Here is a 26,742-nt window from a genome sequence, read left to right on the forward strand (position 1 = left end):
ATTTTATGCTGGCCCTTTGTTGTAAAGATTGGCAATATAGTGGATTTTTACAATAATATAATAGATTTTTTAAATTAGAATAGTATAATAGGTTTAGACTAAAATGAGGTACTAATAACTAGGAATAATTACTTATAAAAGATAATGGCAAATTCATTGAAAAATGGAGACGCAAAGCTAAAGGGGCTAACATCAAATTTGATCATGCCAGCCAGTTACCGATGAAAAGACCAATCGGTGTAATTGGTCTTTTTTTTATGTTTACTATATTAATAAATTTGAATATTGGGATATGGTGGTGGAAGTTCGTTGGTGGAAGATACAAATAATGCCTTGCAATTAGAGTTGGATCTAAGGAAAGCAATAAAAAGAGAAGAATTTCATTTATATTACCAGCCAAAGCTTGATTTAGTATCGGGTAAAATCATAGGGGTCGAGGCTTTAATTCGGTGGGAGCATCCTGAAAAGGGATTGATTCCACCATTAGCATTTATTCCGTTAGCTGAAGAGACGGGATTGATTATTGAAATCGGAGAGTGGGTCTTGCGTACAGCGTGTTTGCAAAACATCGCTTGGCAAGATGCTGGATACTTACCTATACTTATGTCTGTCAACCTTTCAGCACGTCAACTGTATCAAGAGAATTTTGTAGACCGTGTAAAAAGTATCATGGAAGAAACCAATCTTGCTCCCGAACACCTTATTTTTGAAATCACAGAGGGAATGATGCTTGATGCATTCCACGCTCCCCGCGTGATAAGGGAATTAAAAAGCATTGGCGTCGAAATTAGCTTAGATGACTTTGGGACTGGATTTAATTCCCTCCAGTACCTACAGGAGCTTCCAATTGATAAAATTAAAATAGACCAATCTTTCGTTCGAAATTGCCCTCTAGACCTGAATAATGCAACCATTGTAAAGTCCACCATTGAATTAGCCCACCAATTAAAATTGGATGTTATTGCCGAAGGGGTCGAGACCAAGGAACAATTAATTTTTCTTCAACAAAATCTTTGTAATGTCGGTCAAGGATATCTTTTTAGTAAGCCCTTACCACCAGAAGAATTGGAGAGACAGTTTTATAAAATTGAACAAGTCATTCTTCGGGAAGGCATACCGCAAAAGGACAAAGATCAAAAAGAGATGGAAGAAATGGTAGAAAGTACCCGACAGGAATTAGAAGAAACGGTAAGGATGCAGCAAGGAATGATCTTTAAATTTAAAGAGATGAATGGTAAATTAATCCCTACACTATGCGATGGAAAATTATTGTATCGCATGGGGTTAACTCCTGAACATGTGGTCGGAAAAGAGTTAAGCGATATCTTTCCGTTAGTTGATGTCAATGATAGGACCGATTATTATCGTCGGGCCCTGGCAGGGGAAGAGAACGTAACGTTCGAGGCTGAAAAAAACGGGATCTTCATTAAGGTTTCTTTAAGTCCCATTAGGCGAGGTGGAATCGTTACGGAAGTAATTGGTTCTAGTATTGATATTACGGAACAAAAACGAGTAGAAGAAGCTTTAAGACTAAGGGAATCTCAATATCGTATTATTGCTGAAAGCACGCAAGATCTTATAAGGGTCGTTGATATGAGTAATATAGTAGAGTATGCTTCTCCTTCACATAAAAGAGTACTGGGATACGCTGAAGATGCCTATAAAGGGCATTTGATCTTTGAGATGATGCATCCAAACGATTGTGCTCGGATTAAACAAGAATACGCCGAAGTAATATTGTCAAAGGCACCGATTCAAACAGAATTTAGATTAAAAAATGCGAATGATGGATGGGTAGATTTTGAAGTATATGCTACACCGGTATTTGATGAGTACAAGGAGGTAAACCACCTTGTTATTGTGGCTCGTGATATTACGGAACGAAAGAAATCAGAACAATTTACCCAAAAGGTTGAAAAGCTTTCTGTTATTCAACAGCTGGTGAAGGAAATCAATTGGCAAATGGCACCAACCAGGCCATTAAGAAAATAACGGAGGGTATTGCTAAAGTAACAGAGGAAATGAATAACGTTACCAAAGCAACAGAGGAACAGACCGCTAAAAGTGAGTTCATTACGCAATCCGTTGAAAATGCAAAAAGACAGGCAATAGAAATGACTCATTCTCCAAAAGAGGAGTCAATCACTGCGGAGGAAATTTTCAAGGGTATCCTCACTATTAAGGAACAGGTTCACCAAATATCCATTGCTACCGCTGTATATGGTAAAAACCAATTTATTTTCGACAGATTATAGTTTTTTTATACCTATTATTTCTTGCCATGTGAAGATTGTCAGATTTTACTTACAGAAGATTTTCCGCAGCCCCCATGGAATGTCCATGGGGGCGCTTCAGCATCCCCATGGTCTTCCTTTTTATCCATTTTCAATTTTATTAATTCTTCACCATTAACCATTTTTAATTGATGGCGCAACTTTGTTATGTAATGCATCATTGTCATTCTAACAACAGATGGGTAGAATCGCATCTTGTGCTCCTGCTCGCATTCCTCTAAATCTAGTTTTTTCACCGCGATCATTCTAGTTCATTCTTCAGTACTCATAGTCCAGCCCCCTACATATTGACTATTTTTATAGCCTTAGGATTTGTTCAGAACTTTGGTCCCCATTAACATGACCTTATAAGCGCAATTAGTGAGAATAGCACAAGGGTATTCAATATAAAGAACAAAACATTCTCAATAAAGTGAGAAATAATAAGGAAAGGGGAGAAAATTGGAGAAAAAAGGGTGAAAATCACCCCAAATAGGAAAATACGACTAAATTTAGTAGTTTTCAAGTTCGATATATTGAACTATACTCAATTCATAGGTTCTTTAAAAAGAACAAATCATCCTAGAATATTTAAAAAAGAGAAAATAATGTTCGTTAAATCAAACGTTATTTTCTAACGGTGTGATAAAGGAGGAGGATTACTTCATTACGACTTGCATAGATTTCTATGCTTTTATTGTAAGGACTAGCGAGAAAAAACAGTACCATCAAACATTACACAAGTCCATAAAGGGGAAAGTGAGGGATCGTGATGAATAAATTTAAAAAATCCATACTGACATTCGTAGCTATTTCCTCAGTTTCTGTTGTTTCTGTTATGGCAAACCAGGATGTAGCTGCACAACTGGAAAAATGGTATAACACTGCTTACCAGAAAAGCAGTGAGACCACTTTACAGGGAGAAGAAAAAGGGTTGCGGGAAATAAAAGACACTACTAAAGAACTGCAGCATGTTGTAAAGGATCAAGCTGTGTCCGATATTGGTTCATTCCTACTGACTACACTTAACCAGTCGAAAGGCAGCATTGAAAACCATCAGAAGGAGTTTCAATCTCGATTATATAAGGCTAAAGCGGAACTTGAGCAAGATGGGTTTGATGTGCACGCTGAAAATGAAAAAGCGACATTAGATGCTGAAATGACAGCTGATGTGGAAGAAATGCTTTCAGAAGTATTAGGAGAATAGGGTATTCCTGAATTTGTTTATCGCAAATTCTAAAATATAAAACACAAATAAGAGAGGAAGATTTAAAAATGAAAAAGTCAATTAAAACAAAAGTATTATCAGGTGCAGTAGCAGTAGGATTACTTTCAAGTGTAGGAGTAGCATTTGCAAGTACGGATGCAGGAACAAACCTACAAAACTGGTATAATTCACAATTCGGGAAATCGGCAGCATCTATTCAAACTCAAACTACAAATTATGCTGTGGGAAAAGCACCTGGATTAGTTAACGAATATAACGGACTAAGAACGAATGCTGTTACTAGCATCAATGGAACAAAAACTGCTGAAACTGCTGCGGCAAATACAGCTATCAATAATGCTAAAAAGGAACATCTTGATGCATTAGCGGCTCAAAAACTAGCCATTCAAAATCATCTACAGAGTCAATTTGACGGCATTCAACAGGCTGCCGACACGATTATTGGCCAAGTAGGGCTCCTGGCCATTGATTACGCAAATAAGGATTTAACAAAACTTACTGGTGATAAAGGATCTGCTGCACTGACTTCGTTAACTACTGATTTGAATAAGTCCAGTGATGATGCTGTTAAAGAATTACAAGATGCTATTGACGCAGCAAAGGCAGATCTTCAATCACAACTTGATAGCGCTACTGCCTCAAGAGTAGATAATATCAAACATATCATCGACAAAAAAATTGATGAACTACGTGGTACTATCACTACTAAGAAAAATGAATTAGTAGCAGCTCAACAAAAGCTAATCACTGAAAAGGCTCAGAAACTTCAAGCTCAAGCAGAGGCTGATTTGGCCGCAGCAGTAGCTGGTATTTAATAAATATAGGTTATGGAAGCAAACCTGGCAGGGTCTCATACTAGTTGAGCCCCTGCTGTTTTAAAGGAGGACTGAAAGGATGAAAAGCAGGAAGGAACAATTCAAGCAGAATAAAATCTCAAAGAGGGCAAAGTTACTACTTGGAACTCTTTTTTTAAGCATAGGGGTAGGCAGCAGTATGACCGTTGCATTTGCAGACCAGGATATCGAGGGATCGTTGGGTAATTGGTTTGCTAATCAACAAGCAAAGTCGATTGAGACCATTGAAAAGGCCATTATGTCTGAAAAGGAAATTCAACTGCAGCGTTTAAAAAAAGAGTTGCAAATAGAAATGACCAATGCTAAACAGCAGATGGACCAATTCACAAAGAAAGAAAAAGAGCAACGGATAAAAGATTTGAAGGCTCATACGGATGAATTAATAAAAAATCTAAAGATTGATAACTCTGCCGAAAAGGCAGCCGTTATAAATCAACTCACAACTATCCAAAATGAGGCAATTGGAAAAATGGATACTATCGCAAAAGCTGATAAGGGAGAAAAAGAACCAACCAAGGTGATTGAGGAAACTCCTGTTAAAAAGGATGAACAAAAACCAGTAAATGCAGGTGGGAATTAATGCGAACCGTTGGGGATGAAATACAGTCCGTTGACATTACTTTAAAATCTAGAACAAAGCACATGTCATCCATACTAAGTTGGATCAAATTTATTATATCTTTAATCGTAGTCATTTTTATTTTCCGATTTGTTTTTGGTATAACAATTATTGATGGAAACTCGATGAATCCAACATATGATAATAGGGATGTTGTCCTAACCAGTCATCTGTTCTATAAAGTAGAAAGAAATGATGTTGTGATCGTAAAAAACCAAAGCGGATTTAATATCATAAAACGAATTATTGCATTACCTGGAGAGACAGTGAGAATAGAGGGTGGCATTGTATATGTAAATGGAAACCCAGTGAAGGAGCCTTTTACCACTGGCACATCAAATGATATGCCTGAAACTAAGGTGGAAAAGGGATCCTATTTCATTATGGGAGATAATCGTGCACCAGGTGAAAGTTTGGATAGCCGAAGTACTGAAATAGGTCAAATATCTAGGGAAGCCATAATAGGGGAAACAATGATCTCTATCATTCCATTTGGGATTAGATAAGTAAGAAAAATGTCTAAACAACCCACATTTAAGGGTTGTTTAGCATACTGATGTTGAGGAACAAATAGGTCAATGCCATTCTTGCGGATATTCTCCACTTTCTTCAGTTGGTTTAGTTAACAGCATCTTTTTTAGCGTTCGTTGGCCAGAAATAGCCAATTATTGCTCCAACTATCGCTGGTAACATCCAGCCAAGCCCAATATCGTAAAGTGGCAATGTATCCATGTAGAACGATTTAATGGAATCGAACATAGAGACAGTCGCACGTGGTAAACTGGCGACTAATGTGCTGTAGCCGTCGAAGAAGCTGACACAAAAAGTGAAAAACATGGCGGATGCATAAACGCTCTGTTTATGGCCGAACAATGAAGAACAAAGGGCTAATACAATCAGGACAATGGCTAACGGATACAATAGCATTAAGACTGGTACTGCGTATTGAATAATATTGGTTAACCCGAAGTTGGCAATGATCAATGAGACAAGACACAGTACTAGAACGAAGATTTTATAGCTTATTTTTGGAAAAATACTGTGAAAAAACTCGCTGCACGACGTAATCAACCCAATGCTTGTTTTTAAACAGGCAAGGACGATAATAATCGCTAATAAAATAGAGCCGAAAGATCCGAAATAATGCTGGGCAACGGCTGCAAAAATCAACCCGCCGTTATCGAATGTTCCGATTGCGGATACGCTTGATGCGCCCATATAGGTAATCAATCCGTATAGTAGCATCATCAGAACCATGGCGAAAATGCCTGACTTCCATGTGGCTTTCGCGATTGTTCTCGGATCGGTGATGCCTTGTCCCTTAATCGCCTGGATGACGACAATCCCAAAGGCAAGGGAGGCGAGCGCATCCATCGTGTTGTACCCTTCTTTAAAACCGGTAATAAAGGCCAGTTCACTATAGTCACCAGTCGGCTTACCGAAGTGCCCCATCGGTTTCACGATAGCAATGACAATTAAGATGAATAAAAATAGTAAAAATGCCGGGGTTAAATACTTGCCGATATAATCGATAATTTTCGCTGGATTCAATGAGAAATAATAAACGATTGCAAAAAACACAAAGCTAAAAAGCGCGAGATATAAACGGCCGTGCGCTGGGTTCATATACGGTTCAAATCCGACGACGAATGGAACCGTTGCTGTTCGTGGAATGGCGAAAAACGGCCCGATGGTTAAGTAAAGAGCCATGGCGAAGACGACTCCAAATAAGGGATGGACCCGACCCGCTAAATCACGTAATCCATTACTCCCGGATAAACCGAATGCTAAAATCCCCAAAAATGGTAGACCGATTGCGGTTACAAGGAAGCCAATTAAAGCCGGCCAAAAGCTCGTACCAGCTAGCTGCCCCATTTGGATAGGGAAGATTAAGTTTCCTGCCCCAAAGAACATGCCGAATAGCATTGTACCAATAATGGCATAGGTTGAAAATGATATTTTTTGTTGCATACCCGTGCTCCTTCTAAGATGAATTCCACCCATTTTAACACCTTTTTTGATAGGAAGCTATAGCTATTCCCCGCTCCACAATACGTGCGTATCGCTCACCTCGCTAAATAAATGTCAGAAATCCTTTTTTGAAATGGCTTTTTTCATTATAATGAAATGACTGTCAGGTTGTTCCAATAGAAAAGGAAAAACGAAGCAAAAGAACAGTGCCTTGCTTCACTGCTTCAAGGAGGTTATTCCATGGATAAAGAGGCTCAAATTTTACATTACATAAAAATGAATCCTTTCATTTCACAACAGGAGTTATCAAATAAGGTTGGTTTGTCACGGCCTGCTGTTGCTAATTATATTGCCAGTCTGATGAAACGCGGTGAGATCAAAGGACGTGGCTATATTCTCCGCGAGGAATCGGCAATTGTTTGTATTGGGGGAGCCAATACAGACCGGAAAGCGCGGACCAATCAAAAGGTGCGACTATATTCATCTAACCCCGTAAAAATCACGGAGGCTTGTGGCGGTGTGGCACGCAACGTGGCTGAAAGTTTAAGCCGGCTTGGGCTGACTACCTCACTGATGGCCTGTGTCGGAGATGACAAAGAAGGGAACTGGATCCTGAAGGAAACGAAAAGTCAGGGAGTGGATGTTAGTCAGGTATGGGTGCTGCCAACCGAACAAACAGGGACGTTTACCACCCTTTTGGATATTACAGGTGAAAGCGTGGTCTCCATGGCTGATATGAATATCTATGAGAAACTAACCACTTCCATGTTTGAGGAAAAATGGTCCCATATCAGTGCCTCGACTGCCGTGTTTTTGGATACAAATATCCCTGAGGAATGTATCCGTTACGTCATTAAACGCTGCAGCGATGTACATATCCCTATTTATATTGAACCTGTCTCTCCAGTTAAGGCACGAAAACTTCCTGCTCGTCTTGACGGTGTCGAACTTCTGATTTTAAATCGTGAAGAGGCGGAGACCCTTACGGATATGAAAATTGATGCTGTCAAGGATTGTCTTACAGCCTGTGAAAAACTGAGTCAGCGTGGCGTTCAAAAGGCGATGATCACACTTGCTGATCAGGGGGTTTATTACTTTTCTACTAAGGAATCTGGGCATTTGCTTCCTTTCAAAAGGGATGTTGTCGATGTCACAGGAGCGAGGGAGGCATTTGCGTCATGTGCCATTTACGGGATTATGAATGGGGAATCGCTCGTTCGTGCTTGCCAATTAGGACTAGCTGGTGCGGCTCTTACCCTTCAAACGGAAGAATCTATCTCGTCCTTTCTAAAGCCTGAAAAAATCGATGAAATCGTAAGTGAGTATTCATGATAAAAAGGAATCCCACTAAAAAACCTGTGTAGAATCATTATCTACACAGGTTTTTCTCTAAAGATGTATAAAATTTTCGACTTTGAGAATGGTCCAGCTCCAGCGACCAGGGCGCTTGCGCTTTTCTTCTTATTTTACACTAAATGTTTTTAACTCATCTTGTGTTTCTGGAACTTGTAAATCGCCTGATTTAATCTTTTCTATCCATTCTTTTACAGAAGATTCAATTTCAGCTTTGTTTGCTACTTTGTCGTTAATTGGTGCTAGGCCAACTCCATCTTCTGCTAAGCCATATAGCGCAACCTTGCCACCAGGGAAATGACCATCCTTTGTTTTCATTGCAAGGTCATTAACCGCTACATCCACGCGTTTTAAGGCGGATGTAAGGACGATGTCTGCGCCCATATCTGCTTGGTCACGGTCTACCCCAATCGCCCAAAAATCTTTGCTTGGGTCTTTTTTCTTGCGGTCATTGGCTTCCTTGAACAGACCGACACCCGTAGCGCCTGCAGCGTGGAAGATGACGTCCGTACCTGAGGAATACATTTTAGATGCGATGGCTTGTCCAACCTCCGCCTTGTCAAACGCTCCGGCATATTGAACATCGACTTTCACTTCTGGTTTTGCCGCTTTCACGCCAGCTAAAAAGCCAACATTAAATCGTTCGATTACCGGAACTTCCATCCCGCCAATAAATCCGATTTGATTCGATTTTGTGGTAAGGGCAGCTGCCACTCCCGCAAGGAATCCTGCTTCTTGTTCTTTGAATAGAATGCTTGCTACGTTTGGCTGCTTTACTTCTGCATCTACGATGGCAAACTTATTATCCTTTTGTTGTTTGGCAATTTCCTCAACCGCTGCCGGCATTAAGAAACCTATCGCGTATACTAAGTCAAACTTTTGACGAACGAGAGCATTTAGGTTGGTTGTATAATCAGCATCTGATTTAGAGGCAAGGTATTCATAACCGCCTTTACCTTCCTTAAGTCCATTTTCTTTTCCGAATTTTTGAAGACCTTCCCAAGAAGATTGGTTAAACGATTTGTCATCGACACCACCGACGTCGGTAACCATTGCTACGGAGAAGCCTTTTTCATTGTCTCCGCCATTGCTATCATTACTTTTTCCACAAGCACCTAATAATGTACCTGCAGCAAGAACTAGTGCTAGTGCCGCTCCAATTTTACGCTTTTTCAAAATAGTATGCCTCCCTATGATGTATGAAATAAAAAAGATAAGTCCGGGTTTGTGTAAACTTTTGTTTGAAACCTAAACTTATGTTTTGATTATACTCCTTTTTTTACTACCTGTCACCCCAGTGGGATCATTCTCTTACCTAATATAAGCGCAGATGGAGAAATGAAACCAAAAAAAGATCTGTATCCGTTGTGCGGAGGATTTAAGGGGCTTTTGCTGAGAAATAAGTAGAGACGGCAATTGTTCAAGCAAAGAAAGGAGCATGTAGTTTCAAAGCAACCCACCAACTAATGCAGATGGTTTTCGCCTTGAAACGATGGTGCCTGCGGTGTAGAAAACACTGCGAAGTTAGGTCGTCGACGATGGTTTTCCTGCCAATTTGTTTGGTCACATGACTTAAACGGAGGATAGATTCGTTGCTCATACATGCCCTCCCATAAGTGTAAGGGACTATCCTGGCAGTCTATGGAATGATTCCCCTGAATCAAACAAGGCCATTCCTGATATATTAGCCCTACATGTTCTTGATGAAGGACAAATCACAGGGATTCTATTAAAGATTAGTCCATCATAGCCTCGATGAAGGACCATTGAACTTAAGTAACTTTCTCATGTTTTCCAAAATCAAGCAGGTGCCTGGCAATTCCCAGATTTTGTTGGGAATTGATAGGTTTTCATATTAGTGGAAGATGATAGGGGCGTGCTCTAACCACTTTCAATCAAACAAAAAAGAAATAAGTCCCGCTACTATCAACAGCGGGACTTTCCTACATTATAGCTCTACGGGTATGGCTTTCCTTCTATCAAACTTGTAAATAGTATGAAAACCACATTCCTTCGCCATGCGATAGGCTTCTACTAGATTAGCACCGACTGTTTCAGCTTTGTGAGAGTCTGAGCCGATGGTTAAGATTTCTCCGCCTAATTCTCTGTATCGCCGGATAATATTCATGGCGGGCAGGGTCTCCTTCAAACTTGTCCTAAGACCAGAAGTATTGATTTCAATGCCAATATTCCGTTCAATCGCCTTTTTTAAAATTTGCTCGATAATCTCCTGGTAGTCCTCAAATAGATAGTTTCCAAATTCTTTATAGCTATAGCGTTTCATTAAATCAAAATGCGCGATCACATCAATATCTGCAACTGATACCATTTTATACAGTTCCTCAAAATAGAGCTGATAGGCATGTTGGTGATGCTCTTTCCCAACAAGTCGGAGCTTTTGGTTGTTGATATTATGGACGGAGCCTAAAATGAAATCTAGATGCAGAGTTCTGAGCGTTTGCGCATATTGATCCATTAGCAGGTGAGGCTCGCAAAGTTCGATCCCAGCATTAATGGTTAATTGGCCGTGAAATTGCTCCTGACAATCGCGAATTTCGCTAAAGTACTTTGCAAAATTCATATGACCATAGGTGGGTGCAAGCGGGTTAACGGAGAAATGCTCAGTAAAACAGATCTCTTTTATATGATTTTCTAATGCTCTCCTACAAACTTCTTCCATTATGGCAGTAGAGTCAAATGAATGGTTGGTGTGATGATGATAATCCATTAAGTACATAACATTTCCCTCCTGAAAGATTTCTATGTATCTATTTTTTATTAAACTTCCGATCTTGGCAACCTTGGAGCACAAGAACCTTCCCCTGCTTCACCTGCTTCACCCAAAATAGGGTTGAGTCCAATTTTGTCTGATTTCTCTGACATCATTTGTCCCCAATGTGCAACCTATATGAAAACGCTCTATTGTATGATAATGACAGGAGGTAAGGCAATGATGATTGATAAACGTCCCGCCTTTTTGCTGAATTACCTTTTAAAAATGAAGAATACCACCATGAATCAGGTGATGGAACACACCCAATTAACGAAACGGCAAATTTACTATGATTTAGAGAAAATCAACCATTGGTTAAAGGAAAGGGAGCTTCCCGCCATTCCCTTTCGTGGAATCCACTATATCGAGGTGCCGAAAGAGGTGGGGGCCTATTTTAGGGAGCAGCAAGATCACAGTCAGGATCGTGAGGTTATTTTAACAGAAGAGGAACGATTGAATCTCATCATTCTTTATCTATTTATACGGGAAGAGCCCATTTCATCAGTCCATTTAACACAGTTATTACAGGTGAGTAAGAACACGGTTATATCTGATGTAAAAAAGGCGAATGAAATGAACCGGCCATTCCTAGTAGAAATCCGCTATTCCCGGCAGAGTGGCTACCATTTAAAAGGAACGGAGTTTGATAAGAGGGTCATCGTCATGCACTGTTTATCCCAAGTGTTATCTGTTCCCTACTTTGAAAAACTAATCGATTATTTAGTAAAGAATAGGACGGGCCACATTCCGTTCGAGGATATTCATCATACGCTTTTGCAAATGGAGACACAGTTCGAGTTGCATTTTGTCGAAGAACGGATTAAGCAATTCGCCTATTTTCTCCTTCTCTACCACTATCGGTTAAAGGAGAGAAAATTTGTCCCGTTCCATGCTGATGAAATGAAATTAGTAAAAATGGATCCGATGTGGAGGGTATCACAAACCTTAACGGAGCTGCTTCGTTTTGAAGGAGTAGACACGGAGCTCTGTTATTTAACCATCCAATTACTTGGCTTGTCCTTAGGAAACCGTTTTGTGCAAGACATGAACCGGGACCTACTCTTTAAAATATGTGAACAGCTTGTGTTTGATTTTGAATCTAAAGCCTGTATTGTTTTTGAGAAAAAAGACGAAGTCATTCATTCGTTGTATCAGCATTTAAAACCGGCTTATTTTCGAATGAAATATCGAATACCCATTGACAATCCGCTTCTTGAGCAAATTAAACATGAGCATAAGGAACTTTATACGATTGTAAAAGAAATGCTCCAGCCATTTGGCACCTTGTTAAGTATCACGATTCCTGAAGAGGAAATAGGTTTTATCACCATGCATTTTGGGGCCATGTTAAAAAGGCCGAAGCAAGAAATGCCGAAAAAGAAACGAGCCATTGTCGTTTGTCCGAGCGGGATCAGTTCATCTCTCATGGTTAAACACCAGCTGGAATCGCTTTTCTCAGAAATAACTGTTGAAAGAAATCTGTCCTTACAGGAATTCCAAAAACAGAATCTTGACCACTATGATCTTCTTTTTTCGACCGTTACGCTTGACACGACCCTTCCATGCTTCTATGTGAAGCCGATCATGACGCCGAATGAAAAGAACAGTTTGGTCAATGAGGTATATCAGCATTTATTTGGGATTCAATACCAGGATATTTCAGTAAAAGAGCTCATCCAAACCATTGGGAAATTTGCCAATGTATATGATGAGAAAGGGTTAAAGACGGCATTAAGTCAATTAACCTTTCAAAAGAAAGTGGAGCATCAAAGGGGGAATCAGCCAGTGTTAAATGATTTATTAACAGCGGAAACTGTTCAGATTGTGGAACAGGTATCGGATTGGGAGGAGGCTGTAAAAGTAGCGGCGAGACCGCTGCTAGAGACAGGGATCATTGAGTCTTCTTACATTGAGGCCATGATTGGCAATATTAAAACGTTTGGCCCCTATGTGGTCATTGGTCCAGAAGTGGCGATTCCGCATGCGCGGCCTGAAATGGGTGTTCATCATGTGGGCATGAGTTTTTTAAAGCTCAACCAGCCCGTCAATTTTTTAGAGGATGAAAAGTATCCTGTTCGCTTGCTGTTTTGCATTGCCGCCATTGACAATACCACACATCTCAAGGCGCTTTCACAATTAACCAAACTTCTAAGTGAGAAAAACAACATTGACTTACTGAAGGAAACGGAATCAACAGATCAAATCTTTGCCTTATTTAAGCAATATTCTGCAGTCGTGTAATGAAAAATGAGGAGGAATATAGGATGAAAATTTTAGCCGTATGTGGATCAGGTTTAGGAAGCAGCTTTATGTTAGAGATGAATGTTCAACAAATCTTAGGGGAATTAGGGGTTAGTGGGATTGAAGTCGAACATTCAGACCTCAGTTCAGCAACGCCTGATGCAGCGGATCTCTTTATTGCCGCCAAGGACATTGCCGAAGGAATGGGTCATTTAGGAGAGGTGATTGTCATCGAAAGCATTATTGATATGGATGGCCTGCGCTCTAAATTAAAAGAAGTTCTTGCTCAAAAAGGATTGCTTTAAAAAAATATCATCGCCATTAAAAGGAGGGTTACCCATGGGGGAAAGATTTCTTAAACTAGTCATGGATATTTTGAGTACGCCAGCTGTTTTGGTTGCGTTAATTTCCTTTGTTGGACTTATTATTCAGAAAAAGGCTTTAAGTGACATTATTAAAGGCACGGTCAAAACCTTTTTAGGCTTCCTCGTTATTAGTGCCGGGGCCGGGATTATCGTTGGTTCCCTTGATCCTTTCGGAAAGATGTTCCAAGAGGCGTTCCACGTAAATGGGGTGGTACCGAACAACGAAGCGATTGTGGCGATGGCCTTAACGAAATATGGCAGCACGACCGCCTTTATTATGTTCTTCGGTATGCTGGCCAATATCTTAATTGCGCGCTTTACGAAACTTAAATATATCTTTTTAACCGGACATCATACCTTATATATGGCTTGTATGCTTGCTGTTATCTTAATGGTTTCAGGCTTAAAAGGTGTACCGCTTGTGATTGTGGGTTCCCTGGCCTTAGGTTTAATCATGGCCGTATTCCCGGCCATCTGTCAGCCGTTTATGAAAAAAATTACGGGTAATGACAACGTTGGATTTGGGCATTTTTCCAGCTTAGGTTATGTTCTTTCAGGTCTTGTTGGAAAGGCTGTCGGAAAAAATTCACGTTCAACGGAAGAAATCAATTTCCCTAAAGGGTTGGGATTTTTACGTGATAGTTCTGTCACGATTTCGTTGACGATGATTATTCTTTATGTGGTTATTGCCCTCTTTGCAGGTCCTTCTTATATCGAAAAAGAATTGAGCGGCGGGACACATTATCTTGTATTCTCGCTGATTCAGGCGGTTACGTTTGCAGCAGGGGTTTTTGTGATCCTTGCCGGTGTTCGACTCGTCCTAGCTGAAATTGTTCCTGCGTTCAAAGGGATTTCAAATAAACTTGTGCCAAACTCTAAACCAGCGCTTAATTGTCCGATTGTATTCCCATATGCACCCAATGCTGTTTTAATCGGCTTCTTCTCAAGCTTCGTGGGTGGGATTGTCGGGATGATTATCCTCGGTCTTACAGGTCAAGTCATTATTTTACCTGGTGTGGTTCCCCATTTCTTCACAGGAGCAACCGCTGGAGTATTCGGTAATGCGACAGGCGGTGTCCGTGGTGCAACCCTTGGCTCATTCGCAAACGGTTTGCTCATTACCTTCCTGCCGGTATTCTTAATGCCTGTTCTTGGTGACTTAGGCTTTGCTAGCACGACTTTCTCAGATGCAGACTTTGCTGCATCGGGCATCTTCCTTGGAAATATGGCTAAATCGTTTGGAGCAACTGGCGTTACGGTTACCGTTGTGGGCTTGGTCTTACTTGCAGTGGTATTGGGTATTTTCAAAAAAGGCAAAGACGGGAATAACTCACAACAAATCGGCGCTTAATTTTCAAAAATCTCAGGTACTCTTGGGGTGTTCCAGTCGATTTCTGACCCACTCTAAGAGTGCCTTTTTCTTGCACGGTATCAACATTGAAAAGGGGAGGATTATTCATGAGTATGGATCTTCAAAAACTAGAGACGTTTCGCGATGAAATTCGGCTAATGACGTTAAAGGAGTTATACCATCTTGGTTTTGGTCATTATGGCGGCAGCTTGTCGATCATTGAAGTGTTGGCAGTATTATATGGGCAGGTCATGAGGGTGGATCCGGAGGACCCAAACTGGGAGGATCGTGATTATTTTATTTTATCAAAAGGTCACGGAGGTCCAGGGCTATATGCCACCTTGGCGGTGAAAGGTTTTTTCCCGGAAGAAGTACTTTATACCTTAAACCAAAATGGAACGACTCTCCCTTCCCATCCTGATCGAAATTTAACACCGGGTGTGGATATGACAACCGGTTCTTTAGGACAAGGGATTTCAGCGGCTGTTGGTGTAGCCCTTTCTCATAAACTATCAGCTAAGGATAATTTTACGTATTGTATCGTGGGTGATGGTGAATTAAATGAGGGCCAGTGTTGGGAAGCCTTTCAATTTGCCGCCCATCATAAATTGAATCACCTCTTTGTGTTTATCGATGACAATAAGAAGCAGCTGGATGGTCTTACAAAGGATATTATTGATCCACTTGATTTTGAGGAAAAATTTGCCGCATTTGGTTTTTATACATTGAAAGTAGACGGCAGGTCATTGCAACAAATCTATGAAGCTATCGAAAAAGGAAAAGCACAAACGGCTGGGCCGGTCGCGATTATTCTTGATACCGTTAAAGGCCAAGGTGTTCCCTACCTGGAAGAAAAGGCAGACAATCATCATATCCGTCCCAATCAAGCCGATGAAGCCGCTATTTTAGATGCCATTGAGGTATTGGAAAATAAACTTGGAAGGGTTGTGAAGTCATGATGCAAGCACCATCCAAAACGTATGAACTAGACAAAATGGAAATGCGGCAAGTGTATGCCACTACCATTTTAGAATTGGCGAAGGAAAATCCGAATGTCATTGCATTGGAAGCAGATTTGATGAGTGCGATTACAACGAATAAAATCATCAAGCAAATTCCTAAGCAATTAATCAATTGTGGCATCATGGAAGCCAATATGACGGGGGTTGCAGCAGGCTTATCGATCACAGGCAAAGTCCCTTATATGCATACGTTTGGCCAATTTGCCACGCGCCGTGCCTTTGATCAGCTATTTGTGTCAGGGGCCTATGCGAAAACGAATATAAAAATTCTCGGATCTGATGCAGGCGTAACGGCTGAACATAACGGGGGCACACACATGGCTTTTGAAGATCTAGGCCTAGCACGCTTGATCCCGAACGCTACTGTGTACGAAGTTAGCGATGCGGCTATGCTCCGATTCCTCCTTAGAAAAATAGAAAAAGAGCATGGAATTCATTACATCCGGACAATTCGAAAGAATGCCGTAAAGCTGTACGACGAGAATGAGATCTTTGATGCTGGAAAAGGAAAGGTTCTCCGCGACGGCAGCGATGTGTCGATCATTGCCAGTGGAATTATGGTGGCGGAATCCCTTAAGGCTGCAGATTTGCTTCACGAACAAGGTATTGAGGCAGCCGTTATTGACATGTACTCGATCAAGCCGATTGATCAAGAGTTGATTGTGAAATACGCTGAAAAGACAGGGGCCATTGTCACGGCTGAGAACCATAATGTTATTGGCGGCTTAGGCAGCGCCGTGGCTGAGGTTCTAAGTGAACACTGCCCAACTAAAATGAGACGAATCGGCATAAAAGAACAATTCGGCCAAGTCGGCAAAGCTGAATACCTGAAAAAGTTCTACAAACTCACAGCTGGAGACATCGCCGGTGCGGCGCGGGAATTGTTGTAGGAGTACGGATTTTTTGAGTGAACAATAACGAGAGGGGGAAGTTCTACTGCTTTTGAGCAGCGGGCTTACCCCTTTTCTTTTTGCTTCTTTCTCCTAGAACGAATAAAGTAAGGAAGTTGGGGATGATTTTTTCACTGAAAGGAATGGAAAGACATGTATCAAGTTAACGTCGAAATGGATTCTACTTATCAGATTTATGTGCTGAAGGATACGGATACCGATTCATGGGTGAAGGTGGCACCGGAACGAGGCGGGATCATCCTTTCTTATGGTGTTGCCGGGGATGAGTTCCTCTATTTAAATGAAGAAACGTTTATTAATCCGGATGCCAATGTCAGAGGGGGCATTCCTATTTTATTTCCCATCTCGGGTCAATTGGCGAATGGAACCTATGTGTGGGAAGGAGAAACCTATTCGATGAAAAACCACGGGTTTGCCCGTAATCTCCCCTGGGAAGTGGTGGAGATCGATACCACGAATCGAGCGGCTCTTACGATTCGGTTAGCTAGTAATGAACAAACAATGGTTTCCTATCCGTTTGATTTTGAGGTTATTTTTACTTATTCGCTTGAAAATGGCAAGCTCACGATTGACCAAGAATATAAAAACAAGGGGGACCGGGGTATGCCGATCTCCGCTGGATTTCACCCGTATTTTAAAACAAGCGAAAAGCATCTTTCCTATACCACCGATGCCAACCGCTACTATGATTATAATGATGGGGTAGAAAAGGAGTTTACGGGCAGCGTCGATTTAACAAACTTAAAAGAATCGGTGCTGTTGTTGAACTCGAATCAGCCGAATATTTCCTTCCAGCCTCCAGGTCAGAAGAAACCGATCACCCTAGGGTATGGTTCTTCCTTTAAATACGTGGTGCTATGGACGGAAAAGGATAAGGAATTTATTTGTGTTGAACCATGGATGACAAAGAATGATGAGTTTAATCGCGGTGAAGAACTTGTCATTATTCAGGGCGGTGACAGCCTTAAAACGGTATTCAGTATGGAAAGTGGGGGAAGGATGCCGCTCTAAAGGGGTGTTCGGATCTTATATGCAAGCGGATGGAGGCAGGGAAGATTCCTTTGCTTCCATTTTTATTTTAATCGAAATTTTGGCCCAGCATTTTCAAATATATGACCAATAGTTGGGCATACTCTTTTTGAGATTGTTGTTTGTTTTTGAAGGATAGTTGAACAGCTTGTCCAACAAACCTTGGACACTATTACATACCATCAAAAGGGGTGAAGGTAGTTGGAATGCCCGCAATGTGTTTACGCAAATCCGGATGGAGTCAAGTTCTGCATAAACTGTGGTGAAACATTTGCGAAGGATAACTCGCAAGTGGATGAAAACAGCTTTTTTTATGAGTTTGCTCATTATGTCGATATGGTTCCAAAAATGGAACGATCGATTGAACCAAAGTTTCAAAATGTCTTTTCCCGTGTTTTCCGAGATCATAGTGAACTGGAAGCAGAACGGCTTTTTATCGTGGGAACGGCACTTACGACACCTAAAATTACCGAAGTAACGGATACATGGCCCAAGCCATGGCTGTTTGCAAGGGTGTTCGTCATTGCCCTGCTTGCATTCGCAGGATTTTATATAGGCGTCGACTATTTTAGAAATATCAACTTTATCCCGGGGCTTCTCATGATTGGGGCGTCTGCGGTCCCGTTGACTACGTTAATTTTCTTCTGGGAGATGAACGCCCCGCAGAATATTGCCTTTTACCGCGTTATTTTTGTTGGGTTCATTGGCGGAATCCTCTCCATGCTAGTGGCGCTTGTCTTTTTCGATATTGTAAAAAATAATATCAATCCGATCACGATTGGCATTACCGAGGAGCTGGCCAAAGCGATAATGGTCATTAGTTTTGTCCGGTATCGGAAATACAGGTATATTTTGAATGGACTCCTCATTGGGGCTGCTGTTGGTGCTGGTTTTGCTGCATTTGAAACAGCGGGATACGCCCTCCGATCGCTTATGTCCGGGGATGCCCAAAATCTCTATACCACCATTTTATGGCGCGGGCTTTTAGCTCCCGGCGGGCATGTGGCTTGGGCGGCTCTGACTGGCGCAGCCTTTTGCCGGGTACAAGGGGATCAGCCCTTTAGGCTGAATATGTTAGTCAAAATAAAATTCTTACGCGTCTTCCTCTTAGTCGTGGTGATGCATGCACTATGGGATACACCGATTAACGGTATGTTTCCTTTTGGACAGATCTTTTTAACATTGGCATCATGGGTAGTGGTGTTCCTGCTCATTCGTGCTGGTCTAAAGGAGATAGGGGAGAAAAAGCTGCTGGTTTAAAAAATCATGGGGACAGTATTGCTGGCGGACATGACTAAATCATAATCACCCGGTGGAATCCTGGTCGGTTTAGTGCACAAAGAAATGAGTAATAAGCTTGATCCAACCGAAAAACGCAACCCATAAGGGGATACTTAGTGATGTACCCCAAAGTAATCCAACTAATAGATTTCCATCCCTTTCCATGAAATCCACTCCCACTGAGTTTGATAGTTGCACCTGAATCTTGTTATGTTTTTCAATTGTACGTTGAATGTAATCGCTTACAAATAAACAAATCTTGGAGCGTTTTATATCTAATGGTAATGTAATAGTAGCAAATAATTGAAGAGAAATAATGAGAAATTTGTCGTGATCAACGAAAAGCTTATCGACAGGTTTCGTAACCCCTCTTTTTACTATTATTGACGTTCATACTGAGTTAAAATCAGATGGAGGGTTTACGTTTAAATCCCGCTGGGGAGTTGGAGGGGTACTATCTATCTAGCGCAAGCCTTTATGTCATATATCTTGATTGTTTCACTGAAAAGGATTATTCTGGGTGGCGGAGTGTGCACCTGGTGTTGTTGGGGCTTGCGAAGAACGAGGAATCAGTACATAAGTAGGACAGTTAGGGGTGATGGAGAAATGACTTGGAGTATTGCTACTTCTATTAAAACAAAGGTGGATCGTTTTGGGATCACTATTGATCGGGTTGTTCTGCCAAATGGCGAAGAAAAGAACTTTTCCTATTTAGATTTTGCAAAGGGTGTTTGCGTTCTGCCTATTACGAAGGATCATGATGTAGTTTGTTTAAAACAATATCGTCATGCGCTTACCAGTTGGCAATGGGAATTACCTGCGGGGATGATTGATCACGACGGAATTGATCCTCTTGAGATTGCGAAAAAAGAGCTAGAGGAAGAGACAGGCTATGTGGCCGAGCATTGGCTTGATTTAGGAAGCTTTTACCCGTCACCAGGTTCCACGACGGAGGAAATCTATTTGTTTGCGGCGGCTGGCCTCACTCCCACTGAGCAAAATCTGGAAAACAGTGAACAAATTGAATTACATACAGTCACCATGCAGGAATTGAAAGACTTGATTACGAGTGGAGATTTCAAGCATGGTGCAGGACTTGCTGCTGTTTTACGCTACAAGTTTATGACGGATTAGATTTGAGGAGGTCTTTTTATGCAACCGTTATTTTTACAACCCGTTTTTAAGGAAAGAATTTGGGGCGGCACCGCTTTAAAGGAAGAGTTTGGATATGCTATTCCGACTGAACATACGGGAGAATGCTGGGCTATTTCTGCACACCCGAATGGTCCATCGGTGATTGAAAATGGGCCATTTGCCGGTATGACATTGGATAACCTATGGAAAGAGCATCCTGAATTATTTGGGAATCCTAGTGGAGAAGTATTTCCACTGTTAACGAAGATTCTAGATGCAAACATGGATTTATCTGTTCAAGTCCATCCAGATGATGCTTATGCCAAGGTTTATGAGAACGGTGAGCTCGGAAAAACAGAATGCTGGTATATCATTGACTGTAAGGAAGATGCCGATATGATTTTCGGCCATAATGCGCGTTCGAAGGAAGAATTGGTTGCGCAAATGAATGAAGGAAAATGGGACGAGCTACTACGCCGCGTGAAAATCAAGCCAGGCGACTTTTTCTATGTCCCAAGCGGTACGATTCATGCTCTATGTGAAGGGACGCTTGTGTTGGAGACCCAGCAAAGCTCCGACACCACTTATCGGGTCTATGATTATGACCGCAAGGATGCAGAAGGAAATCTTCGTGACTTGCATTTAGAAAAAGCCATCGAAGTTACGACTGTGCCGCATAAAGATGCTGTGAGTTTGCCACGGGTGGATGAACGTGCCGATGTGACGATCACTACGTTTGTGGAGTCTGACTTTTTCTCTGTTTATAAATGGGATCTTCACGGAAAGGCATCGTTTCCTGCGCATGAACCGTATTTGCTGCTAAGTGTAATTAAGGGAGACGGGGAGCTGCTTCATGAGGGCGAGCGGTTTGAGTTGAAGAAAGGGACGCATCTTATTATTCCTGCCGGATTTGGCGAGTTTGAATTAGATGGGAACTGTGAATTGATTGTGTCGCATACGTAGTGCATTTTTTTAAAAAGAGAAAAGCGTAAAAGAATGACAGTAGTTATTGGTATATAAAAAAGTAAAACTCGTCATTATTGGCGAGTTTCTTTATTAGGAATACAATACACCTAAAACCTCACCGTATTGCATTATTTCTTGGATTGTTGCGATAAACCTCACTCCTTTTTAAATAAATGGATTGTCCTTTACTAAGCAACCAGCAAAAGGTAAATAAGCGGAGGCTTTCCGGTTAAATGGAGACTGGAGACTTTTTCGGAGGAAATAAGGGGAGGTTTTCCGGTTATACAAAGAAAAATCCCTCGTTTTCGTATTTTTCGAGTAAATAGGCGGAATCTCTCCGACTATTTAAGCCTTTTTTAATAATAATTACCGATTAAGCGGAATCTCTCCGTCTATTATCAGCTCGGGCGCTTAACCTGTTCCCCCAACCGATAAATGCGGCCCTGCCTACTTGGAATTTTCAGTGATTTTTAGCTAAAAATCCCCGTAGACCTTAAATACTTCGTGGCTAGATAAAAACTCACTGAAAAGAAAAGAAGCCGATATTCCTTCCAAACTGATGGAAAGGAGTATCGGCTTCTAGTATTCATCTACCATCAGAAAGTGGCAGGTCCATTAGATAGAATCCTATTTTGATAGAGTGATGGAACCAACGGACTTATCTTTTGCTTGGTCATTAACAAGTACTTTTAATCCGTAATGGCCAATATTACGTCCTGCATCCGGTAAGAATGCATTGTTGTAATCTTTACTGTCATTGAATAGATTCACACCCGGCTGGCTAGGGAAGAGTAACGATTGCCCTGGGTAGGAAATATTCAATCCAGATGTTGGGAAGAAGTTAAACGCAGCATCGGCAAGATGGAATTTAGTAACCGCTTGACCAAGTACTTTATTACCATTCTTGATTAAGAGATTCGTATCGTCATGGGCATCGACAACGCCTAGGAATCCATCTCCAGGGTGAATACCTGTCCAGTTATCGGTAAAGCTGTCATCAACATACCAAACCACTAATCCACCATCATAGCTCATGAGAGAGTTTCCGCGGCGAAGATGGGCAAGACCTGCGTCTACACCTTTTTGGTTACGCCATTCTAGTAAATAGTATTGATCTGTGTATTTGTTTCCGTCAAACTTTTCGAATCCATTTAAAGTAAAGGCAGGAGTGTCAGTTTCACCGCCCTCTTCGACGATGGTTTGACCATCAGCGACCACTTTAATATTGTCTGCGAAGAAACCTGTGAACGATGAGCCCCAGTCAGTAATATAACGTAAGCGTAACTTGATATTTTGGCCTGCATATGCGGAAAGATCAAATTTCTCCTCTTTCCAGCCATCAGAATTTCCGCTAAACCCTGGTAAAGATTCTAAAATAGTAGGGTAAGCTTCAGACACGGCATCAGAATTAGTATCCGCATTTCCTAACGATTTCCAAGTCGCACCGTTATCCGTAGATACTTGAACGAAGGCATAATCCCATTGCTCTTCAATATCAAACCAAGCATCAAACGTTAATTCTGCAGAGGACTTACCAGTTAAGTCAACATCCGTTACCATGTTGGTATCGATTTCATCTGCTTGTCCGCCCCAGAATTCATAGCTTCCGGTTTTCGGTGTGTTAACCGGTGATTTCTTTGTAGGAAGATTCACTTGAATCGCTTGGTTGTTTTGACCAAGTGGAGAGTTGGCCTGGTCTAATAAGAAGTTAACACCTTTTTTGTTAATATCTGCAAGGTCTATTTTCGTTGGGTTTGTCCATTTTCCGCCTAATGTGGATTGGAAATAAGATTTAGCCCATGGCGAGAATCCAGTAGGTTCTGTTCCAGGAATGTCACCAGACCAAGAACCTGAAGACATAATCGACCAATATTCAATCGGGTCACCAGCACCAGAGTAGATGGTATCATACTCATCTGGTAAGCCTAAATCGTGACCGTATTCATGTGCGAATACACCTGTTGCACCATCTTCCGGCATCACTGTGTAATCATAGAAACCAGGAAGTCCTTTGCCGAGTCCATCTGGATCAACGAATACAGCAGAACGATGGGACCAAATCGCGTTATCACCTAGGGAACCGCCGCCAGCTTCTTGACCCATTCCGGAGTGGATGATTTGTAAGTGGTCAACTAAACCATCTGGCTCCCAGTAATTGCCGTCGCCATCTAAATCATGTGGATCTTCTAAATCATAATCCTGCAATGGAACATTTGCTGCTTTCGCTGCATTTAAAGCATCGCCGATTAATTTGCTTGCGCCGCCTGGTGCAAGATTATCATGACCGCCGGCAGGTGAATCTGCACCGTAATATTTTGCTGTTCCAGGTACTTTCAACCAGCCATAGGCTTTCCCTTCAACGGTGTATGTACCGCCAGATTGCTGCTCATAGAATTGCTTTTGTGAAACAAAATTTTCTCCATTTGGACCTTTTACGCCATTCTTTCCAAAAATCATATCCTCGAAATGCTGGGTGTTATAGTCTGTATAGTAGTTATCCGTTTCATTCTTTTTGATTTTGTTGTGCGCAAAATCGGAGTATTCAACCATCAAGGTGAGAAGTTTCCCTTTTTTCTTAATCCCTGGTGAAGCAGATTCCTTCACTGGATCCGGATGAGTCTTACTGCCTTGTAGTTTTCCACTCGTTCCGGCTTTTGTCTCCTTCTTGAACTTTTCGTGTTTTTGGGATTCAGCCGCCTTCACTTTTGGTGCAAGCGGGTCCTTAATCGTATTGGTGCCCACCTGTTTTCCCTTAAACGCTAAATAATCGGCTAAGGCTTTTTGCTTCTCAGCCTCGGAAGCATCAGCAGATAGTTTCCCCTGCTTGATCAAAAGCGCAATAATTTTTTCGTCATTTACTAGTGCTAGATCGAGTGCGCTTTTTGCATGAGATAAATGGGCCTTTGCCGTACTAGGACTACTAGCACTAGCAGAGACGGGTAGATTCCCCGGAATCCCTGAAAATAAGGTTCCGGCAATTACCATGGTGGTGAGACCAGACTTGATCAATTTCTTCAATGAAAAACCCCCTAAAATTTATTTTTGTCACAAATACATATTATTCTAAAAATTAAGAGAATAAAATAAGAGTCGCTCATCAAATTTTGACAGCGTGAAAATGTACATTTTTTTGATAGATTACTCGTGAAAAGGTATAAAAACATGATTAAAACAGGGGAAAAGCGGGATGTACTAAAAAGCGCACCATTGAAAATATCAATGAATTTCCTCTTAAACAAAGAAGATTATGCCAAAAAATGTCGCTATTTAGCGAACGTTTTTGTTCTTAATAACGTTGACTTGTTCGTTTAAGTTTAGTAGATTTGTCAATACAGGAATGAAATTACGAGAGAAGGATGTGGTTCGTTGTTTAGAAGAATGAAAGTATTCACCTATCTTCTCATAACCCTCGTTATTGGAAGTATTGGTTTTCTTTTATTCATTACTATTCAGGGGAAAGGAAATCCAAATCAAATCCCCACTTACTTTGGATATAAGCCACTCACTGTTTTAACAAACAGTATGGAGCCTGCAATCCATGCAGGGGATATGATTTTTATTAAAGCCAAACGGGCTGCAGCGGTCAAAAAGGGAGACATTATCACCTTTAAACTATCTGAAGATAAACTGATCACGCACCGAGTAGCCACAGTTACACATGAAGGATTTTTGACAAAAGGGGACAACAACAATGTGGAGGACGAGTGGGTAGTAGACCCTGCCAACATGATTGGTGAGGTAAAATTCATACTCCCGAATGCCGGCTACATAGCGAAGTTTTTGGCTGGTAAAATGGGGTTCGCCTTATTTATCCTCCTTCCTTTATTGTTGTTTTTCCTAATTGAAGTGTATCAAAGGGTCTATCGAAATTTGGAGAAACAGGAAAGCAAAGGAACATCAACGGTTCCGAGATAAACCATTGGTAGTAATGATTAAACTATATAACCATTTTAGGGGGAAACTGAGAATGAAAAAAGTACAAAAAGCGTTGTTAGCAACATCATTGGCGGGTGCATTAGCAGTAAGTGCAGGATACGGTACATATTCATGGTTCACGTCTAGTACAAAAGCAAGCGGTGCCATTGATAATGGTACATTATCGGTAAATAATGGCCAGGATATCTCTACTAAATTATTTAGTGCTAGCAAATTTGCCCCATCCCAAGTTGTGAAAGGGGATTATATCGCAATCCAAAACACGGGCGATATGGCGCAAACCTTAAAAGCGAACTATACGGCAACAGTGGACAAGGCATCTGCAGATCCCTATAAAATCTATTATCTAGCATTTAAATACAAGGTAACGCCTGATATGGATGAAATCCAGGATTGGAGAATGGAGTGGGAGAAAGGTTTCTTCAATGGAAACCATAATGAGCGTTCCGTTCAAGCTTTAGCAAAATCTAAAGCATTACCAAAGGGCGTAGAAGTGGTGACGGGTGAAGCTACCGTTGAGGAAGCGCAAGCAATGGCGGCACTTGCGAAAACGCCTAAATCGGAAAATACAAAAACGTATAAACTTGGAAACGATGAGTTCTTTACACTGCAAGAGGATGAGTATATTGGGGTCGTGTTTGACGTTAAGCTTGATCAAAAGGCAGGGAATGAGTATCAAGGTGCAAAATATGATGCGACTCTGACGGTTCAGGCCAAGCAAACAGATAACGGAGCTAAATACGATAAATAGAATACTAGCTGCAAGAAGTAGGGGCGGTCATAGTGGCTGCCCTTATTTTTAGAAAGGAGTCAGTCATGAATACTCGGGTAGAGAGAACTTGCCTTCAAAGGAGAAGACGAAATACAAAGATTCGTTTCTTTACGTCTATTGCAGGTATCCTTTTGTTCTCGATATGTAGTGTGGTGGTACCATCGATCCCTGGAACCTTTGCATGGTTTACCTCAGAAACGAAGGCGACAGGTACGATCCAAAATGCTACGACTGCTGATTTATTAACGATTCAGGCATCTGAAGTTACATATGAAGAGAATTGTTCACTTGGCAATGCTGTTTCGATCAAGAATATATCTGATCTCGATACGACTGTCCGTGTTTCTGTTACGACCACCAACGGAGAGATGGTTCTAAGGGAGCAGCATGTAAATCCTCATGAAACCTTAGTAACAAACCCTGCTGATCTAACTAAAATTATCGGAAATGAATGTAAGGCGAATCAGATTGAATATCGAATTCATGCCTTTACTAATTTTGTGGATGAGCCTTTTGTCGTTTCCGTTGATCCGACAAAAATGAAACAAATGATTCCGCCCCCATCTGTCGGCAGCGACATGAAGGATGTCACGAAAGATCAAGAGGAAGACGTGAGCCAGGATGATCAGCAGCAAAATAGCGAGGGTATTCCTACTCCGTAGG

At 41.3% G+C, this 26,742-nt stretch carries 24 protein-coding genes and 1 riboswitch; of the genes, 19 read left to right on the forward strand and 5 right to left on the reverse strand.

Going from position 1 to position 26,742, the window contains the following annotated elements:
• Positions 1-136: 136 nt before the first annotated feature.
• A riboswitch (cyclic di-GMP riboswitch) is annotated at positions 137-223 on the forward strand.
• 89 nt (positions 224-312) lie between these two features.
• On the forward strand, positions 313-1,992 hold the full coding sequence (locus tag G6554_RS19665) for an EAL domain-containing protein (protein WP_347564331.1): 1,680 nt from the start codon (positions 313-315) through the stop codon (positions 1,990-1,992).
• Complete coding sequence (locus G6554_RS19670; protein WP_166244963.1) at positions 1,956-2,255, forward strand: hypothetical protein; 300 nt, start codon at positions 1,956-1,958, stop codon at positions 2,253-2,255. The genes G6554_RS19665 and G6554_RS19670 overlap by 37 nt, the downstream gene beginning before the upstream one ends.
• 38 nt (positions 2,256-2,293) lie before the next feature.
• Here the strand turns inward: G6554_RS19670 and G6554_RS19675 are convergent, their stop codons facing one another.
• On the reverse strand, positions 2,294-2,539 hold the full coding sequence (locus G6554_RS19675; protein WP_166244965.1) for a hypothetical protein: 246 nt from the start codon (positions 2,537-2,539) through the stop codon (positions 2,294-2,296).
• A 506-nt stretch (positions 2,540-3,045) separates the two neighbouring features.
• Between G6554_RS19675 and G6554_RS19680 the strand changes: the two genes are divergently transcribed.
• From G6554_RS19680 to lepB, 4 genes are all read left to right on the forward strand, one after another.
• Positions 3,046-3,480: a hypothetical protein gene (locus G6554_RS19680; protein WP_166244967.1), complete on the forward strand. Its 435-nt coding sequence runs from the start codon at positions 3,046-3,048 to the stop codon at positions 3,478-3,480.
• Between the two features lie 68 nt (positions 3,481-3,548).
• Positions 3,549-4,316 (forward strand): hypothetical protein, encoded by a 768-nt coding sequence (locus G6554_RS19685; RefSeq protein ID WP_166244969.1) that lies wholly within the window; start codon positions 3,549-3,551, stop codon positions 4,314-4,316.
• A 79-nt stretch (positions 4,317-4,395) separates the two neighbouring features.
• Positions 4,396-4,935 carry a hypothetical protein gene (locus tag G6554_RS19690; protein ID WP_166244971.1) on the forward strand — a complete coding sequence of 180 codons (540 nt, stop codon included), beginning with the start codon at positions 4,396-4,398 and terminating at the stop codon, positions 4,933-4,935.
• The gene (lepB, locus tag G6554_RS19695) at positions 4,935-5,480 is read left to right on the forward strand and encodes a signal peptidase I (RefSeq protein ID WP_166244972.1); all 546 of its coding nucleotides are present in this window, start codon (positions 4,935-4,937) and stop codon (positions 5,478-5,480) included. The genes G6554_RS19690 and lepB overlap by 1 nt, the downstream gene beginning before the upstream one ends.
• A 112-nt stretch (positions 5,481-5,592) precedes the next feature.
• Here the strand turns inward: lepB and brnQ are convergent, their stop codons facing one another.
• Positions 5,593-6,945 carry a branched-chain amino acid transport system II carrier protein gene (gene brnQ, locus G6554_RS19700; protein ID WP_166244974.1) on the reverse strand — a complete coding sequence of 451 codons (1,353 nt, stop codon included), beginning with the start codon at positions 6,943-6,945 and terminating at the stop codon, positions 5,593-5,595.
• Between the two features lie 240 nt (positions 6,946-7,185).
• Here brnQ and G6554_RS19705 point away from each other — a divergent pair, with 240 nt between their 5' ends.
• Positions 7,186-8,277, forward strand: coding sequence for a carbohydrate kinase (locus G6554_RS19705; protein ID WP_166244976.1), 1,092 nt, complete (start codon positions 7,186-7,188; stop codon positions 8,275-8,277).
• A 129-nt stretch (positions 8,278-8,406) separates the two neighbouring features.
• On the opposite strand, the gene G6554_RS19710 is transcribed toward G6554_RS19705, so the two are convergent.
• Both G6554_RS19710 and G6554_RS19715 read right to left on the reverse strand, forming a co-directional pair.
• Positions 8,407-9,474 carry a BMP family lipoprotein gene (locus G6554_RS19710; RefSeq protein ID WP_166244978.1) on the reverse strand — a complete coding sequence of 356 codons (1,068 nt, stop codon included), beginning with the start codon at positions 9,472-9,474 and terminating at the stop codon, positions 8,407-8,409.
• A gap of 772 nt (positions 9,475-10,246) precedes the next feature.
• Entirely contained in the window at positions 10,247-11,035 is a 789-nt protein-coding gene (locus tag G6554_RS19715) for a histidinol-phosphatase HisJ family protein (RefSeq protein ID WP_166244980.1), read from the reverse strand.
• A gap of 213 nt (positions 11,036-11,248) precedes the next feature.
• Between G6554_RS19715 and G6554_RS19720 the strand changes: the two genes are divergently transcribed.
• The 9 genes from G6554_RS19720 (at position 11,249) to manA (ending at position 21,368) form a co-directional block, all read left to right on the forward strand.
• Positions 11,249-13,312, forward strand: a complete 2,064-nt coding sequence (locus tag G6554_RS19720) for a BglG family transcription antiterminator (protein WP_166244982.1) — start codon at positions 11,249-11,251, stop codon at positions 13,310-13,312.
• Between the two features lie 23 nt (positions 13,313-13,335).
• Positions 13,336-13,617 carry a PTS sugar transporter subunit IIB gene (locus G6554_RS19725; protein ID WP_166244984.1) on the forward strand — a complete coding sequence of 94 codons (282 nt, stop codon included), beginning with the start codon at positions 13,336-13,338 and terminating at the stop codon, positions 13,615-13,617.
• A gap of 34 nt (positions 13,618-13,651) precedes the next feature.
• A complete protein-coding gene (locus G6554_RS19730; RefSeq protein ID WP_166244986.1) occupies positions 13,652-15,028 on the forward strand; it encodes a PTS ascorbate transporter subunit IIC in 1,377 nt (458 codons plus the stop codon).
• Between the two features lie 107 nt (positions 15,029-15,135).
• Positions 15,136-15,987 (forward strand): transketolase, encoded by an 852-nt coding sequence (locus G6554_RS19735; RefSeq protein WP_207342979.1) that lies wholly within the window; start codon positions 15,136-15,138, stop codon positions 15,985-15,987.
• Positions 15,984-16,940 carry a transketolase family protein gene (locus tag G6554_RS19740; RefSeq protein ID WP_166244988.1) on the forward strand — a complete coding sequence of 319 codons (957 nt, stop codon included), beginning with the start codon at positions 15,984-15,986 and terminating at the stop codon, positions 16,938-16,940. The genes G6554_RS19735 and G6554_RS19740 overlap by 4 nt, the downstream gene beginning before the upstream one ends.
• Positions 16,941-17,093: 153 nt before the next feature.
• The gene (locus G6554_RS19745) at positions 17,094-17,972 is read left to right on the forward strand and encodes an aldose epimerase family protein (RefSeq protein ID WP_166244990.1); all 879 of its coding nucleotides are present in this window, start codon (positions 17,094-17,096) and stop codon (positions 17,970-17,972) included.
• A 219-nt stretch (positions 17,973-18,191) separates the two neighbouring features.
• Positions 18,192-19,250, forward strand: a complete 1,059-nt coding sequence (locus G6554_RS19750; RefSeq protein WP_166244992.1) for a PrsW family intramembrane metalloprotease — start codon at positions 18,192-18,194, stop codon at positions 19,248-19,250.
• 627 nt (positions 19,251-19,877) lie between these two features.
• On the forward strand, positions 19,878-20,405 hold the full coding sequence (locus G6554_RS19755; protein WP_166244994.1) for an NUDIX domain-containing protein: 528 nt from the start codon (positions 19,878-19,880) through the stop codon (positions 20,403-20,405).
• Between the two features lie 18 nt (positions 20,406-20,423).
• A complete protein-coding gene (gene manA, locus G6554_RS19760) occupies positions 20,424-21,368 on the forward strand; it encodes a mannose-6-phosphate isomerase, class I (RefSeq protein ID WP_166244996.1) in 945 nt (314 codons plus the stop codon).
• Between the two features lie 630 nt (positions 21,369-21,998).
• Here the strand turns inward: manA and G6554_RS19765 are convergent.
• The gene (locus G6554_RS19765; RefSeq protein ID WP_166244998.1) at positions 21,999-24,389 is read right to left on the reverse strand and encodes an immune inhibitor A domain-containing protein; all 2,391 of its coding nucleotides are present in this window, start codon (positions 24,387-24,389) and stop codon (positions 21,999-22,001) included.
• A gap of 348 nt (positions 24,390-24,737) precedes the next feature.
• Between G6554_RS19765 and G6554_RS19770 the strand changes: the two genes are divergently transcribed.
• From G6554_RS19770 to G6554_RS19780, 3 genes are all read left to right on the forward strand, one after another.
• Complete coding sequence (locus tag G6554_RS19770; RefSeq protein WP_166245000.1) at positions 24,738-25,286, forward strand: signal peptidase I; 549 nt, start codon at positions 24,738-24,740, stop codon at positions 25,284-25,286.
• A gap of 52 nt (positions 25,287-25,338) precedes the next feature.
• Positions 25,339-26,058: a hypothetical protein gene (locus G6554_RS19775; RefSeq protein WP_166245003.1), complete on the forward strand. Its 720-nt coding sequence runs from the start codon at positions 25,339-25,341 to the stop codon at positions 26,056-26,058.
• 65 nt (positions 26,059-26,123) lie between these two features.
• Positions 26,124-26,741 (forward strand): hypothetical protein, encoded by a 618-nt coding sequence (locus tag G6554_RS19780; RefSeq protein ID WP_166245005.1) that lies wholly within the window; start codon positions 26,124-26,126, stop codon positions 26,739-26,741.
• Position 26,742 lies beyond the last annotated feature (1 nt).

The sequence above is a fragment of the Bacillus sp. MM2020_4 genome, assembly GCF_011250555.1.
GTDB lineage: Bacteria > Bacillota > Bacilli > Bacillales > Cytobacillaceae > Neobacillus.